A 15219-nucleotide genomic window follows, 5' to 3' on the forward strand; every position below is an offset into this window, starting at 1 on the left:
TTGTGCAGTTTACTGCATCTTATTTACAGCTGTGTAAATCTGAGAAATCTTACGAGAAGCGTTGTTAGCCTTGTAGATGCCCTTGCTACGTGCCATTGCAATCTTCTTCTGTGCCTTAACCAGCATGGTCTCGGCAGTTGCCTTGTCACCGGCCTCTACAGCAGTGAAAACCTTCTTCATGTAAGTCTTAACTTCGGAACGGATTGCCTTGTTTCTTTCATTTCTCTGTGCCGCTACCTGAATTCTCTTTTTTGCAGATTTGATATTTGCCATGATTAAAACCCTTTCTTCCATAAGACTTTCCTGCCGCGGAAAACAAAATCCTATGGGAACAAAATAGAATGTATTCTTGTATTCTCTCTTGTTTTCAAATATCTGGACACGGACAGTTTGAAAACATACGCAACAATAATAGCGAAAACAGCTAGAACTGTCAAGGCGTGTATGCAGAAAAATAAAGGAAATACAGAGATAAAATGTAGTATAAATACAGGAGGGAAATACAGCAATAGCATTTTGTGGAAAAATCTTCCTTCTTATGGTATAGTTCCGAATGATTCTATTGCATGAAAGATGAGTTTTATGGGGGATATGCCTTAGATTTAGGAAAGGAACCCCCTATTCATTCTTTATAGGAGACAGAATGGAAAAAATTAAGCAAGAGCGAATTCGCAATTTTTGTATTATCGCCCATATCGATCACGGAAAATCCACTTTGGCGGATCGTATCATTGAAATGACAGGCACCTTGACGGAAAGAGAGATGCAGTCTCAGGTTCTGGACAATATGGACATTGAGCGGGAACGAGGAATCACCATCAAATCCCAGACCGTTCGTATTGTGTATAAGGCGGAGGATGGGGAAGAATACATCTTCAATCTTATCGATACTCCCGGACACGTGGACTTTAACTATGAGGTAAGCCGTGCATTGGCGGCCTGTGACGGTGCTATTTTGGTGGTGGATGCCACACAGGGAATTCAAGCCCAGACTTTGGCCAATACCTATTTGGCCTTAGATCATAATCTGGAAATTATTCCGGTCATCAATAAAGTAGACCTGCCCTCCGCGGATCCGGATTTGGTAGCCCATGAAATCGAGGACGTTATCGGTATTGAAGCCTTGGATGCCCCCCGGATTTCCGCGAAAACCGGTTTGAATGTGAAAGAGGTATTGGAAGCGGTGGTAAAGCGTCTTCCTCCTCCCGGCGGTTCCATTGAGAATCCCTTGCAGGCCCTGGTTTTTGACTCCTTATATGACAGCTATAAGGGGGTTATCATTTTCTGCAGAATTAAGGAAGGTAGCGTTAAAAAGGGCAGCAATATTCGTTTCATGGCCACCGGTGCGGAATTTACCGTAACAGAGGTGGGAACCTTTGCGCCTGGACAGTTTATCCCCGGGGAGGAATTGACTCCCGGTATGGTAGGCTATATTACCGCATCCATTAAAAATATCCGGGATGCCAGGGTGGGTGATACGGTCACCACTGTGGATAAGCCTGCGAAGGAAGCCCTTCCCGGTTATAAGAAGGTGCAGTCCATGGTATACTGCGGAATCTATCCCTCCGACAGCCAGAAATATCCGGATCTTCGGGATGCTTTGGAAAAGCTGCAATTAAATGACGCGGCACTGAATTATGAGGCGGAAACCTCTGCGGCTTTGGGCTTCGGCTTTCGCTGCGGATTTTTAGGCTTACTGCATCTGGATGTGGTACAGGAAAGATTGGAAAGAGAGTACGATTTGGATCTGGTAACCACGGCGCCCTCCGTTATTTACCATGTGTATAAGACGGACGGCTCCATGATGGAGCTGACCAATCCTTCCAATCTTCCGGATCCGGCGGAGATTGCCCATATGGAAGAGCCCATTGTGGAGGCGGAAATTATGGTGACCTCGGAATTTGTGGGAGCCATTATGACTCTTTGTCAGGAGCGAAGAGGCATCTATAAGAGTACGGAATACATTGATCAAACCAGAGCGGTTTTGAAGTATGATTTACCCTTAAACGAGATTATCTATGACTTCTTTGATGCCCTAAAATCCAGGAGCCGGGGCTATGCAAGCTTCGACTATGAATTAAAGGGCTATCAGGAAGGTAAGATGGTGAAGCTGGATATTTTGGTGAACAAGCAGCAGATTGATGCCCTTTCCTTCATTGTCCACGCAGGCTCTGCCTACGAAAGAGGAAAGAAAATGTGTGAGAAGCTGAAGAATGAAATCCCCAGACAGCTTTTTGAGATTCCCATTCAGGCGGCAATCGGCGGTCATGTGGTGGCAAGAGAAACTGTGAAAGCCCTTCGAAAGGACGTTTTGGCTAAGTGCTACGGCGGAGATATTTCTCGAAAGAAGAAGCTTTTGGAGAAGCAGAAGGAAGGAAAGAAGCGTATGCGACAGTTCGGTAACGTGGAAATTCCCCAAAGCGCTTTCATGTCCGTGCTAAAGCTGGATGAGGACTAGACGGCATTTTTTCCATTCATTTTGAAACAATATTAATAATAGTAAGAAAAGTAGACGAGAATAATAGGAGGAGTAAGAAGATGGCAAAGAACTTGGATTACGCAAACATTGGGTTCGCATATCATAAAACCGATAAGCGTTACATTTCCTATTGGAAGGAGGGGGCTTGGGATGCAGGCTGTCTTAGCGAAGACAGTAACGTGGTGCTCAATGAGTCCGCAGGAATTCTGCAGTATTGCCAGCAGGTGTTTGAAGGCTTAAAGGCCTATCGCTGGAAGGATGGCTCCATCGTCTGCTTCCGTCCGGATATGAATGCGGAAAGAATGTTTCATTCCGCCGAGTTTTTGGAGATGCCGGGCTTTCCTAAGGATCGTTTCTTAGAGGCTTTGGATGAAACCGTAAAAGCCAATGCGGACTGGGTTCCTCCCTTTGGATCCGGAGCGACTCTGTATATCCGTCCCTATGAATTTGCCTCCGGCATCGTCATCGGGGTAAAGCCTGCGGATGAATATACCTTCCGTATTTTTACCACCCCTGTTGGCCCTTATTTTAAGGGAGGGGCGGTACCCATCGCGCTGATGATTTCCGATTTTGACCGGGCGGCTCCCCATGGAACCGGAGCCATTAAGGCAGGATTAAACTATGCTATGAGTTTACATTCCCATGAAATTGCGGTGGAAAAGGGATTTACGGAAAATCTTTATCTGGATGCGGGAAAGAGGGAGTTTGTGGAAGAAACCGGTGGTGCCAATGTGCTTTTCGTAGATGAAAAGGATCGTTTGGTGGTACCGAAGTCCGATTCTATTCTACCTTCCATTACCAGAAAATCTTTAATCTACGTAGCAGAGCATATTCTTCACATTCCGGTGGAGGAGAGAGCTGTCCGTTTGGAGGAACTGAAAAGCTTTAAGGAGTGCGGACTTTGCGGTACCGCAGCAGTGATTTCTCCGGTAGGTAAAATTCAGAATCATGAGGAAGAAATTTGCTTCCCCAGCGGTATGGAGAAGCCCGGAAAAATTATGGATGAGTTATATAGAACCCTTATTGCGATACAGGATGGAGAAATGGAAGCCCCGGAGGGTTGGATTCGCCATATTCAGTAAGTAAACGCCCTGCACAGGGAAGTGCCGGGGAAAGGACATTGTCCGAAAAATCAGGGAAAGTACAGGAGCTTATTCTGCCCTTTCTACAGAGAAAAACTAAAGGAAGAAGATGAATAAAAAAGAAGAAGAAAAGGGAATAGGCTCAGTTGCGTTTTTAATTGTGATAGCTTCTACACAGGCTATTCTGTTTTTGTTTTTGCTTTTGGTCTATATCCGGACCTCTTACCGGAGATCCATGGTGGGAATCACCCTGGATCAGAAAAAGGCATATATCCAGCAAACTGTAGATAATTTGGTGCAGGATTTGGATGATCTGCATGATGCTTTGCCGAAAGAGCAGGCGGAAAAGCTTTTCCGACAAAGTATTGACCAGCATTATTATGGGGAAAACAGTTATATCTGGGTGAAAAAGGTCTTGAACTATGAAGGGGGAGACAATTATGCAGTCACCCTGATGCACCCCAGAGACAAGAGCATGGAGGGGAAATACCTTTCCACCAACGAGAAGCTTTCCGGAATTTTTCATAATAAGGAAGAATTAGATGGAATTCTACGGGATGGACAGGTTTTTACCAAGATCGTTTTCCGTAATGAGGCGGGAGAAGAGGTGGATGAAAAAATCATCTACTCTAAGCTTTATAAGCCCTATGACTGGGTTATTTCCATGGATTTGGATGTGGAGGATATTAAGAAGGATGTCCATTTCATGGATAAAACCATACAGAAGATTAACTATCGAATTCTGTTCTTTTTAGGCGGTATTTTCACCTTTGTGATTGTGTCTTTGAATCTGGTGCTGTTTTACCGTTCCAGACGGAAGTATGTTTCCAGAATTCAGGAGCTTTCAGAGGAAAATGCCATGGATGAGCTTACCGGGGCAAAAAGCCGAAAGGCCGGAAAGCGTATTCTGGAGCATAGTTATAACCGTTATAAAACCATAGGAGTCAATGCCAAGATTTTGATGATGGATGTGGATTATTTCAAGAGCTATAATGACCGCTATGGCCACAGCTTTGGAGACCAATGTCTACAGCACTTGGTGAAGGTGATTCAGGAGACGGTGCGTTCCTCCGACGATGTGATTCGATGGGGAGGAGATGAGTTCCTTTGTGTACTGTATGATTTAAATGATCTTTATGCGGAAAAGGTTTGCAACAAAATTTGTGAAGCGGTGGCAAGCCACCCGATTAAGCATGGAGAGGAAGAGCTGAATATGACCGTTTCCATAGGCTATTCCGGCTTTCATGAAAGCGATGAGGATGCGGAAGAGGTGGTAAAACGGGCAGATCGGGCTCTGTATGACGCAAAGTATCATGGCAGAAATCAGGCCATGATGTATGATGAAGAAAATGATATTTACCGAGATCGTTAGATGTCATAATGTCTCCGTAAGCCCTGCGATTTTTGAAGCCGGCCGCCGGAAAGTTTTTAAAGTAAAAATTCTGCCAGCAAAACATTGGAAAGATTCATGCCCACTTCGGTAAAACGATAGTGGGCATTGTCATGGAGCAGATAGCCTTCCTTACATTGCTTTTCCAGCACAGCACCGAAAATCTTATGCATATCCACGGAAAAGCGTTTCACAAAGTCGATTTCGGAAACGCCGGCGGTTCTTCGCAGGCCAAGGTAGAAGAACTCTTCCATTTCCTCTTCTTTCGTTAAGACTTGCACATCTTCACAAAGCTGTTCCTCGATGGAGGGATGGCTTTTTTGCTTTTGCAAACTTAGAAAAGTAGAAGAGGAAAAAGTCTCGTCAAGGCTTTTTTCAACAGGCCTTTGCCCCGACTGGACAGCGGAAGAATCTCCTTTTTCGAAAAAGGGTAAAGAGAGGTATAGGGGGAGCTTATTTGTATTTTTCCACCGCTTATGCTGAAAATAAGAAGAGGAATGAATACCAAAGCCCAGGTAGGGAACATTGGACCAGTAGCCGTAGTTATGCACGGAAAAGAAGCCCTCCTTGGCATAATTACTCACCTCGTAGGGGGACATCCCCATTTTACCGGTCCATTCCTTCGTAAGGGCATCCATTTCCAAAAGCTCTTCCTCGGAAGGAAGAGGCAGCTTCCCCTCCTTGGCCAGAGCATAAAAGCGGGTTCCTTTTTCGATGATTAGGTTGTAAATGGAAAGGTGCTCAGGCTTTAGGAGGCTGATGTTTTTTAAGGTCCTTTTATAGCTTTCGGGAGTCTGCAAAGGAATTCCGTTCATTAAATCGATATTGATATTTTTAAAGCCCAGCTTTCTGGCCTCCTGATAGGCGGTGAGGAAGGTGGAGAACTGATGCTCCCTTCCCAGAAAACGAAGCTCCTCCTCCTGGGTACTTTGTAAACCGAAGGAGAGACGGTTAATTCCGGAACGCTGATAAGCCTCCAAGGCTTCCTTGCTTGCGGATTCCGGGTTACACTCAATGCTGGCCTCCCAATCGGAATAGATCGGATAGCAGTTTCGGATGACTTCCATGGTCTTTTCGATTTCTTCGTATGGAACGGCACTGGGGGTGCCTCCGCCGATAAAGAGGGAGAGGACCTCATACTGCCCCTTTTGAAAATCCCTGCTTCGCCACTCCAATTCCTCCCGAAGCTTTGCCATGTAGGCAATTTTTTGCTCCTCCTTGGAAGGAAAGGAGAGGAAATCGCAGTAGGCACATTTTCTTGCACAGAAGGGGATATGTAGATATAATGCAAGAGGTTTTTTCCCTCGTTTTTCAAATGATTCCAGCAGAGTACGGTACTTTTCCATGGAGATTCCTTTCAATGTTTTCTCCACTTTAGCACAGAGCATTTTTTTCGGCAAGGAGGACAGTTTGGGATATAAAAAAGGCGAAAGAGAAGAGTTTCTGGAGGCTCAGAAGAAGATTCAGGAACATCTGAAAGAAAAGAATTTTCTGCCCCTTTATCTCCTCTATGGGGAGGAGGATTATTTGCTGTCCTATTATAAGAAAGCCTTCTTCCAAGCATTTTCGGAAAATGAAGGCATTAACTGCATGGTGGTGGAGGAGCTTCCCCCTACGGATGAGCTGATTTCCGCGGTGGAAACTCTGCCCTTCTTTGCTCCCTACCGACTTATGGTTTTTGAGGGAAAATGCACCGGTAGAAAAAAGCTTTCGGAAGATTTTATTCAGTATTTGAAAAACAGTCCCAAGGAAACGGTGCTCCTTTTTATTGAAGAGAAGATAGACAAACGAAGTAGCCTCTATAAAGTGGTGAAGGAACGGGGGCTTTGTCTTGCCTGCATGGAGCAGGACCAGGCCTTTCTTCAGCGTTTTGCTTTGCAGCAGTTAAAAAAGGAAGGAAAGAAGATTCGGGAAAATGTCCTTGGTCTCCTCCTTTCCAGAAGCGGCAGCAGTCTGTATCGTATTGTGAATGCCTGTAAGAACTGTGTGGACTATATCGGAGATGGGGAAGAAATTACCCAAGAGGCGGTGGAAGCGGTGGTGGAGAAGCTGCCGGAGGACAGAGTTTTTGACTTGATTGAGGCCTTAGGCCGGGGAGATCAGGAAAAGGTCTTTCAATATTACGGAGACCTTCTACGTTTAGAGGAAAAACCGGCGAAAATTCAGAATCTGATTCGGAAAAATGTGGAAAAGCTTCTTATCGTCAGAGAATATTTGACAGAGGGACTTCGGGAGAGAGAGATGGAAACTCGGCTTTCCATGGATTCCTGGAGAGTTCGAAAGTATATCGGCCAGGCCAGAACCTATACTCAGTCCGGCTTGCAAAATCTCTTCCATAGTTTACTTCGTTTAGAAGAAGAGAACAGAAAGGGAAGAATCTCTGACAGCTTGGCTTTAGAGCTTCTATTGGCGAATCAGGCGGAGAATCTTTTGCCTTAAGAGCTTTTTTCATGCTCTGCCCCGGAAGAAATACTCCTTTTAGTGGTTTTTCTATGGGGAAAGAAGCAGGATTTTTTAGAGAAAATCACCATAAATTCATAAAAAACGGATTTTTTTGCGATTTTGTAAGATAAATGAAAGAAAAACAGAATTCCTCTGTGCTAGAATGCAAAAAGCAAGGAGGATTTTTATGCTTAAACAAATCAAAAAAGGAATCGTTTTTTCCTTGAGTAGCCTGATGTTACTTTCTTCCTTTTCCATCGTGGGAAGGGCGGAAGAAGTGGGAGCGCCCCCTGTAGCCAAAGAAGATGTTATTGAATTTACCGATATCCCTGAAGGACTTGCCAATGAAATCAGTCAGGGAACAGCAGAAAGTGCAAACTATACGAAGGGTGCATCCCTTGGAAAGTTCCAGCTGGTAGGATACAGCGGAGACGGAATGACCTATTCCGGAGCAAAAACCCAAGCGAAGCATACCATTGCGGCAGACTTAACGGTACTGCCACTGGGAACCAAGATTTTTATCGGTGATACCGTGTATACCGTGGAAGACATTGGTTCCGGTGTAAAGGGAAAGATGGTGGATATTTACTTTGACACCATGGCGGAAGCCAGAGCCCTTACCCAGAAGGGAAGAGTTTACGAGGAAGTTTTCGTGGCGGTTCCCAAGCAGTAAGATTTGAAGGAAAAGACAAGGCTTGCCTTGTCTTTTTTTTATAGGAATTTGTAAATAATCTATAACGTGATTATTCCCTATAGGTCTGTAATCGGGCACGCTCTCGCTAGCTTCGCCACGTAGCGGATACTAAGCGAAAAACGGCAGTGCCTTTGTTTTTCGCAAGTACCGACGGGCTCAGACTACCCTCTTACAGACCTATAGGGATAATCACTATTTTCATTTGTTTACATCTCGCTTATAAAAAATGACATAAAGCAAGCCTTGACTTTTTGTAAGGGAGATTTTTAAGAATAGATTGAAGCCCCTCCCTCAATCGCCTATAATTCTTTTACATAAAGAGATGAATGATAAAAAGAAGAAACATTAGGAAAGGAGCAGGCAGGAATTCATGGAATTTACCCGGGAGCAAAGACAGGCGATAGAGACAGGGGCGGAGAAGGCCCTGGTGGTGGCGGGACCGGGCTCCGGGAAAACCACCGTTCTTACGGAACGACTTTGCACCCTTTTGGAAAGGGGAGTTCCTGCGGAAAAAATCCTGCTTCTTTCCTTTACCAGAGCTTCCAGTAAGGAGATGGAGGAACGCTTTTTTCGAAAAATGGGGATTAGGGCGGGAAGACCGAGATTTTCTACCATTCATGCCCTTTGCTTTTCCTTACTTCGAGAGGATCTGGGCTACAAAAAAGAAGATCTTGTGAACCTTTATGAGAAGATGGATTGGCTTTCTCAATACTATCTGGAAAAGGGAATTCTTCGGGAGGAGGTGCAGGAGCTGCTTCCCGGCCTGATTGCCCGGATTTCCTACTTTAAATCCATAGGGGAAAGGGAGAGAATTGCCTACCTGCAAAAGGAGAAGCAGGAGGATTTTCTGGCTCTCTATCATTTTTATGAAGAGAGCAGGAAGAAGAGGGGAAAACTGGATTTTGAGGACCTGCTTTTAGAGGTGCTCCGCATCCTGATGGAAAAGGGAGACTTGGCAAAGGCCTGGCAAGGTCGTTTTTCCCATATTTTAGTGGATGAATTTCAAGACCTTTCCCTGGTACAGTATGAGATTATCAAGGCCTTGGCAAAATCTCCCAATGCCCTCTTTGTGGTGGGAGATGAGGATCAAAGCATTTACGGCTTCAGAGGGGCAAGTCCCGGCATTCTTCTCTCCTTTACCAAGGATTACCCGAACTGCGAAAGGATTTTTTTAAGCGATAACTTCCGTTCCTATAGGGAAATCGTGGAGCTAAGCAAGAGGCTCATCGGAAAGAATAAGGAGCGTTTTCAAAAGAAGCTTCAGGGCAGGCAGGGAAGCGGGGGGAAGGCTAAGTATTACGCCTTAGCCACGGGAAAGGAAGAAGCAAAACTTTTGGTACAGCATATCGAAGAAGCGAAGGAAGAAAGCTGTCCCTTGGAAGAGATGGCTATTCTATGCAGAAGCAGAAAGCAAATCCCCGCCCTACTGCCTCTCTTTATGGAGCGAGGTATTCCCTACAGCCTTACGGAAGAGGTGCAAAATGTCTTTCAGCACTTTGTGGGAAAGGATATTCTGGCCTATCTTCGCCTGAGCATGAATATTGAAAGCAGGGGAGAGCTTCTGCAAATCCTGAATAAACCCTATCGGGGTTTGCTTCGGGAGAAAATCCAAAGGGAAGAAAGGCCCTTTTCAGATTTGAAAAAGGCTTACAGAGGAAGAAAAGAGGAAAGAGCCCTGCTTCTTTTGGAAGCTCAGCTTCAGAAAATGCAGGAGCTTCCGGTACAGGAAAGAATCCTCTATATCCGAAAAGATATGGGCTATGAGCAGTATTTAGAAAGCTTTGCCAAGAAGAGAAATCGGGACTTTGAGGAATTACAAAGTCTTTTGGAGGAGCTTACGGCCATGGCGGAGCAGACGGAAGGGGTGGAAGCCTTTTTCCGATTTGTGGAAAAATTCAATGCGGACTGCCTGCAAAGGCAGAAGGAAGAAAGCGGGGAAGGGGTTCGAATCATGACCTACCACGGGGCAAAGGGATTGGAGTTTGATGAGGTCTTTTTGCCGGACTGCATCGAGGGAATTATTCCGGACGGAAGAGCCAAAACCCAAGAAGAACTGGAAGAAGAAAGAAGAAGCTTTTATGTGGCATTGACCAGAGCCAGAAAGAAAATTCACATCTATGTCACAAAAGAACGATACAGTAAAAAGGTGAAACCCTCCCGCTTTATTCCGGAGCTTTTAGGAGGGTAGGAAGGGGCGCAATGGAAAAGATTAAGATTTTAGTGGTGGATGATGAAGAAAGAATGCAGAAATTGCTGAAGGACTTTCTGAAAATGAAGGACTACGAAGTGCTTTTGGCCGGAAACGGAGAGGAAGCCATTGATTTATTTTTCAAGGAGAAAAGCATTGCCCTGATTATTTTAGACGTGATGATGCCTAAGATGGACGGTTGGACCACCTTAAAGACCATTCGTGAGCATTCCAAGGTACCGGTGATTATGCTGACTGCCCGTTCCGAGGAAAATGATGAGTTAAAGGGCTTTGATTACGGGGCGGATGAATACATTTCCAAGCCCTTCTCCCCGAAGATTTTGGTGGCGAGAGTGGAAGCTTTACTTCGCCGTTCCGGGGTGCAGAAGGAAGAGCTTTTGGAGGTGGGAGGCATCGTGATTGATGAGGCGGCCCACAGCGTTACGGTGAACGGAAAGCCTATAGAGCTTAGTTTTAAGGAATATGAGCTTTTGCAGTATTTTGTGGAAAATAAAGGTATTGCCTTGTCCAGAGAAAAAATTCTTAACAACGTTTGGAATTACGATTACTTTGGAGATGCCAGAACCATCGATACCCATGTGAAAAAGCTTCGTGCCAAGTTAATGGACAAGGGAGAGTATATCAAGACAGTTTGGGGCATGGGCTATAAATTCGAGGTGGAATAGGAGGGTATCTTGGCTGAAAAATGTCGAAAACGAAACAGTTTGCAAAGGCGCTTTACCCTGCTTTTTGCCTTTGTGTTTTCCATGCTTTTGATTCTTCTTCTGGTGGGAAACAGCTTTTTTCTGGAAAGCCTTTATGAAAAACGAAAGGTGCATGTGCTGGAGAAGGCTTATATGGAGCTGGACCGGATTTTGCAGCAGGGAGAGGGCTTTTCCAAGGACTTTCCTACGGAAGCGGAAAGTCAGGAAGGGAAGGAAACTGCCGCCAGCAAATATGTTCGCTTTTTAACGGAGAAGGAAAATATCTCCATTATCGTGATGGATGACAGTAGCGACGGGGTATATACCTCCTCTGCCAATCCCCAGTCCCTGATTCATAGACTATCTTCCTATATTTTCGGAAAAGCGGATGAGGATACAAGGAAGATTTTAAATAAGGGAGATAATTTCACGATATTGAAAACAAAGGGGGAGAATAAAGAAACAGGATATCTGGAAGCCTGGGGATATTTTTCCAATAACAGTACCTCCTTTATGATGTCCATGCCCCTGGCCAGCTTAAAGGAAGCGGTATCCTTCTTTAATTACCTTCTCCTATTTTTAGGGGGCAGTATTCTGTTCTTCGGTACCCTGGCGGTATATTTTACCGGGCGAAGAGTGACAAGACCTTTAAAGGAGCTGGCTAAGCTGTCCCAAAAGATGAGCCAACTGGATTTTACCGCCCGTTTTCAGGGGAGCAATCTGGAGGAAATCGAGGTTTTGGGAGAGTCCATGAACAGCCTTTCTCAAAGGCTGGAGGATACCATAGGAGATTTAAAAAAAGCCAACAATGAACTGCAAAGCGATATAGAGAACAAAAATCTCATCGACCAAAAAAGACAGGAATTTGTGGCCAATGTTTCCCATGAACTAAAGACCCCAATTGCTCTGATTATGGGCTATGCGGAGGGACTGGGAGAGGGACTTTGTGAAGACGAGGAAAGCAGAGCCTATTATTCCTCCGTCATTGTGGATGAGGCGAAGCGAATGAACCATATGGTAAAAGAGCTGATGAGCCTTTCCGCCATGGAGCAGGGAAAGGATTTGCCGGATTTCAGCCTTTTGGATATGGCAAAGCTTACCAAGGGAGTGCTCAGCACTATGGAGATTCTTTTGAAACAGGAAGGGATTTCCGTGGAGGTGGATATTCCGGAGGGACTTTTCCTTTGGGGAGATGAGTTCAAGGTGGAAGAGGTCTTGATGAATTATTTACAAAATGCCATTCACCATGTGGGAGAACCGAAGCAAATCAGCATTTATACGGAAAATCGTGGACCAAAGACGGTGGAAATCCATGTGCGAAATACCGGAAATCCCATTCCCGAAGAGGATTTACCCAGAGTGTTTGAGAAATTTTACAAGGTGGATAAGGCACATTCCCGTTCCTACGGCGGTTCCGGCCTGGGGCTTAGCATTGTAAAGGCTATTATGGACAGCCATCATCAGGAATGTGGCTGTAAGAATACTTTAACCGGAGTGGACTTTTGGTTTACTTTGGAAAAGGGGGAAATGAGAAAAAATTAATTTTCTTGAAATTTTGGTGCAAAATAGTATTTCTATGCTATACTGTAGAAGATTCTGAAAGGAGGACTTCATGGAGAATATGAACAACATGAACAATTATGAGAATGACAATATGCAGAACTGGCAGCAGGAAATTCCTTCCTACCAGCGTGAGCTTTCCAGAAGGCAGTATAATGTACTGATTGGTGTGCATCTGCTCTTCGGTTTAGCACTTACCTCGTTTTTGTGCTTCAGACTGCCCTACGTATTTCCGCAGGTTTATTCTGTTCACCCTGTAATATTTACAATAGGGTTTTTCGTCACCTGTTTGGTAGGGAGCTGGATTGCGACAAAGGGAAATTACCTTCTGTCCATCATCGGTTACGCTATGAATGTTTTAGGCTTTGGAGCTATTCTCTCCTTGACCTTGATGTTTTATCCTGCCCATTTGATTTTTATTGCGGCGGTATTAACCTTTGTGGTGGTTCTTACTATGACGGTTGCGGCGGTATTTATGCCGAATGCTTTCCTATCCATAGGAAAAGTACTGTTCATAGCTTTAATCGGCTTGGCGGTAGCTGAGCTGGTAACTTTCTTTATGGGAATTTTTTATCCCGATATTTTCTTACTAATCGGTATTTTTATCTTCTCCTTGTATGTGGGATATGATTGGGCTAGAGGACAGCAGTTCCCCTCCACTCCAAGCTATGCTTGCTACACTGCCTTACAGTTGTATATGAATATCATTAACCTCTTTATTCGTATCCTTCGCTTGATGGGTAGAAGAAGATAATACTAGGAAACGAAAGAGCTGTAAGTAAGCGAACAGAATAAGGATATTTCGTATTCGTAATAAGTTCGGAATTTTTAAAGGAATTTAACAAGGAAAAGGAAGACAGGGATGTTGGTCTTCCTTTTTTCTCGCAAAGAAAGTATTGTGTTTTTAAGAAAATAAGCACAGTAAACGAAAAGAGAATCGAATGAAAGAAGAAGCGTTGCAAAGAGAAAATCTGCGAAGTACGGTCTCTCGAAGAGAAAATCCGCAGATAGAGATAGAGAGTCTGCAAATAGAAGAGTTGCAAAGAGAACTTAGGATATTGATGCAGGAGATGCTGTTAAAGCATCAGGAATCGGATGCGGAAGTCTTTCGGGTTTGGTGGGAGGAAGAAGGACGAGAGGGACGATATTTTTCCCTCCAAAGAAGAATTGAGGAACTGGAAGAAGCGGAGTGGAAGAAGAGAATTCTTCCCTATGCCTATGAAGAGGATGTGTTTCATGATATGTAAGCATTGTCAAAGGGAAATTGAAGATTCGGCTACTGTATGCCCCTATTGTAAGACTCCCGTCATTCGTATTACGCCGAAAAAGGTCTGCGGGTATTGCTACACGGAGTTAAAGAAGGGGGATAAGGTTTGTAAAGGCTGTGGCAGGAAGATTCCGGAGGAGCTTTTAAAGCTTTGGGCGGAAGAGGCAAAGTCTTCCCAAAATGCGGAAGAACAGCGGAACAAGATAGGAGCGGAAGAGTCTATGCAGCATGAGAAGAATCCTTCTGAAAAAAGAGAAATTCTTCTCTTTTCCAAAAAGGGAAAGGAGGCAAAGCCAAGTGCTCCGGATCAGGAATTTTTATGTCTGATGTTAAGCATTTGTCCGCCCCTTGCGGCGGTAATCTTTCGTCTTCTCTTTTCTTCCACAGGATTTCTGCCCTGGCAGATAACCATTCTTTTCGTCTACTGCCTTTCTTCCATGGCCTTAGCGTATTTTTTGGAAGGAAGCATTGCCAAGCGTTGGAAAGAGGAGAAGGGGAAGGCACTGGGGGAAGGTTACAGGAGCTTGTTTTATCTTTGCCCCCCGGCTACCATTTACTTCCTTCTGAATGAAAATGAGAAGAACCATTTTTCCTTCTTCCTGATTCTGCATTTTGCTTTATTATTACTCTGCTTTTTGCCCTTTTATTGATTTTCGGAAAATGAAGATGGATAGAAAAGAAGAAAAGTTTCTGAATAATTGAAGGAACAATGAAAGAAGAGAAGCTTCTGAATAATCGAAGGAATTATGAAAGAAGAAAAGCCTTTGAATAATTGAAGGAACTAAGAAAGGAGAACAACTTGATTTATTCCTTTTTTGCCCTGCTTTCCCGAATGAAATACATTGACCGCTGGGCTTTGATGCGAAATGCCAGGGAAGAGAATCTTTCCGAGCATTGCCTGGAGGTGGCAATTTTAAGCCATGCCCTGGCGACCATAGGAAATCTTCGCCTGGGAAAGAAGCTCTCTCCGGAAAAATTAGCCTTGAGAGCCTTGTATCATGATGCCTCCGAAATTCTCACCGGAGATATGCCCACTCCCGTAAAATATGGAAAGGAAACTCTTCGTGCCGCCTATAAAGAAGTGGAAAAGGAGGCGGAGGAGCAATTGCTTCTGGCTTTGCCTAAGGATATGCAGGGGGCGTACAGGGAACTGTTCTTCCCGGCTGAGGAGGAGAATGCTGTCTATGAAAATAGGCTCTTAAAGGCGGCGGATAAGCTTTCCGCCTTAATTAAGTGTAGGGAGGAAATCAGAGCCGGCAATCAGGAATTTTCCACAGCTTTACAATCCACAGAAAAGATCATAGAAAATCTGGCGAAGGAGCTTCCGGAGCTTCGTATTTTTATGGAGGAGTTTTTACCGGCCTACGGAAAGACGCTGGATGAACTTACGGAATCTATTTTGCAAAAATAAAA

General features: G+C 44.5%; 14 protein-coding genes. 12 read left to right on the top strand and 2 right to left on the bottom strand.

Annotated elements, in window-relative coordinates:
• Positions 1-9: 9 nt before the first annotated feature.
• Entirely contained in the window at positions 10-273 is a 264-nt protein-coding gene (gene rpsT, locus RYO92_RS00100) for a 30S ribosomal protein S20 (protein ID WP_040649565.1), read from the bottom strand.
• Between the two features lie 370 nt (positions 274-643).
• On the opposite strand from rpsT, the gene lepA reads away from it, so the two are divergent.
• The 3 genes from lepA to RYO92_RS00115 all read left to right on the top strand — a co-directional run bounded on the left by lepA (position 644) and on the right by RYO92_RS00115 (position 4933).
• Positions 644-2458 carry a translation elongation factor 4 gene (gene lepA, locus RYO92_RS00105; protein WP_040649564.1) on the top strand — a complete coding sequence of 605 codons (1815 nt, stop codon included), beginning with the start codon at positions 644-646 and terminating at the stop codon, positions 2456-2458.
• Between the two features lie 38 nt (positions 2459-2496).
• Positions 2497-3561, top strand: a complete 1065-nt coding sequence (locus RYO92_RS00110) for a branched-chain amino acid aminotransferase (RefSeq protein ID WP_314834051.1) — start codon at positions 2497-2499, stop codon at positions 3559-3561.
• 109 nt (positions 3562-3670) lie between these two features.
• On the top strand, positions 3671-4933 hold the full coding sequence (locus tag RYO92_RS00115) for a sensor domain-containing diguanylate cyclase (protein ID WP_007157990.1): 1263 nt from the start codon (positions 3671-3673) through the stop codon (positions 4931-4933).
• A 56-nt stretch (positions 4934-4989) separates the two neighbouring features.
• Here RYO92_RS00115 and hemW read toward each other — a convergent pair whose 3' ends face one another.
• On the bottom strand, positions 4990-6297 hold the full coding sequence (gene hemW / locus RYO92_RS00120) for a radical SAM family heme chaperone HemW (RefSeq protein WP_315369072.1): 1308 nt from the start codon (positions 6295-6297) through the stop codon (positions 4990-4992).
• A 64-nt stretch (positions 6298-6361) separates the two neighbouring features.
• Between hemW and holA the strand changes: the two genes are divergently transcribed.
• From holA to yfbR, 9 genes are all read left to right on the top strand, one after another.
• The gene (holA, locus tag RYO92_RS00125) at positions 6362-7390 is read left to right on the top strand and encodes a DNA polymerase III subunit delta (RefSeq protein ID WP_315369073.1); all 1029 of its coding nucleotides are present in this window, start codon (positions 6362-6364) and stop codon (positions 7388-7390) included.
• Positions 7391-7580: 190 nt separating this feature from the next.
• On the top strand, positions 7581-8066 hold the full coding sequence (locus tag RYO92_RS00130) for a 3D domain-containing protein (RefSeq protein ID WP_040649514.1): 486 nt from the start codon (positions 7581-7583) through the stop codon (positions 8064-8066).
• 391 nt (positions 8067-8457) lie between these two features.
• Positions 8458-10275 (top strand): ATP-dependent helicase, encoded by a 1818-nt coding sequence (locus RYO92_RS00135; protein WP_315369074.1) that lies wholly within the window; start codon positions 8458-8460, stop codon positions 10273-10275.
• An 11-nt stretch (positions 10276-10286) separates the two neighbouring features.
• Positions 10287-10961 (top strand): response regulator transcription factor, encoded by a 675-nt coding sequence (locus RYO92_RS00140; protein ID WP_315369075.1) that lies wholly within the window; start codon positions 10287-10289, stop codon positions 10959-10961.
• A 9-nt stretch (positions 10962-10970) separates the two neighbouring features.
• Positions 10971-12521 carry a sensor histidine kinase gene (locus RYO92_RS00145; protein WP_315369076.1) on the top strand — a complete coding sequence of 517 codons (1551 nt, stop codon included), beginning with the start codon at positions 10971-10973 and terminating at the stop codon, positions 12519-12521.
• Positions 12522-12591: 70 nt separating this feature from the next.
• Complete coding sequence (locus RYO92_RS00150) at positions 12592-13293, top strand: Bax inhibitor-1/YccA family protein (RefSeq protein WP_315369077.1); 702 nt, start codon at positions 12592-12594, stop codon at positions 13291-13293.
• A gap of 187 nt (positions 13294-13480) precedes the next feature.
• Positions 13481-13786, top strand: a complete 306-nt coding sequence (locus RYO92_RS00155; RefSeq protein WP_315369078.1) for a hypothetical protein — start codon at positions 13481-13483, stop codon at positions 13784-13786.
• A complete protein-coding gene (locus RYO92_RS00160; RefSeq protein ID WP_315369079.1) occupies positions 13776-14456 on the top strand; it encodes a zinc ribbon domain-containing protein in 681 nt (226 codons plus the stop codon). The genes RYO92_RS00155 and RYO92_RS00160 overlap by 11 nt, the downstream gene beginning before the upstream one ends.
• 149 nt (positions 14457-14605) lie before the next feature.
• Positions 14606-15217, top strand: coding sequence for a 5'-deoxynucleotidase (gene yfbR / locus RYO92_RS00165; RefSeq protein ID WP_315365773.1), 612 nt, complete (start codon positions 14606-14608; stop codon positions 15215-15217).
• Positions 15218-15219: the final 2 nt, after the last annotated feature.

Origin of the sequence: Oribacterium sinus, assembly GCF_963553175.1 — a bacterium.
Lineage (GTDB): Bacteria > Bacillota > Clostridia > Lachnospirales > Lachnospiraceae > Oribacterium > Oribacterium sinus_B.

Bases quoted from the DNA above. Each gene is read 5' to 3' on its own strand.
- RYO92_RS00130 (WP_040649514.1), top strand. From the start codon at position 7,581: ATGCTTAAACAAATCAAAAAAGGAATCGTTTTTTCCTTGAGTAGCCTG.
- RYO92_RS00155 (WP_315369078.1), top strand. From the start codon at position 13,481: ATGAAAGAAGAAGCGTTGCAAAGAGAAAATCTGCGAAGTACGGTCTCT.
- rpsT (WP_040649565.1), bottom strand. From the start codon at position 273: ATGGCAAATATCAAATCTGCAAAAAAGAGAATTCAGGTAGCGGCACAG.
- hemW (WP_315369072.1), bottom strand. From the start codon at position 6,297: ATGGAAAAGTACCGTACTCTGCTGGAATCATTTGAAAAACGAGGGAAA.
- RYO92_RS00160 (WP_315369079.1), top strand. From the start codon at position 13,776: ATGATATGTAAGCATTGTCAAAGGGAAATTGAAGATTCGGCTACTGTA.
- RYO92_RS00140 (WP_315369075.1), top strand. From the start codon at position 10,287: ATGGAAAAGATTAAGATTTTAGTGGTGGATGATGAAGAAAGAATGCAG.
- RYO92_RS00115 (WP_007157990.1), top strand. From the start codon at position 3,671: ATGAATAAAAAAGAAGAAGAAAAGGGAATAGGCTCAGTTGCGTTTTTA.
- lepA (WP_040649564.1), top strand. From the start codon at position 644: ATGGAAAAAATTAAGCAAGAGCGAATTCGCAATTTTTGTATTATCGCC.
- RYO92_RS00135 (WP_315369074.1), top strand. From the start codon at position 8,458: ATGGAATTTACCCGGGAGCAAAGACAGGCGATAGAGACAGGGGCGGAG.
- RYO92_RS00150 (WP_315369077.1), top strand. From the start codon at position 12,592: ATGGAGAATATGAACAACATGAACAATTATGAGAATGACAATATGCAG.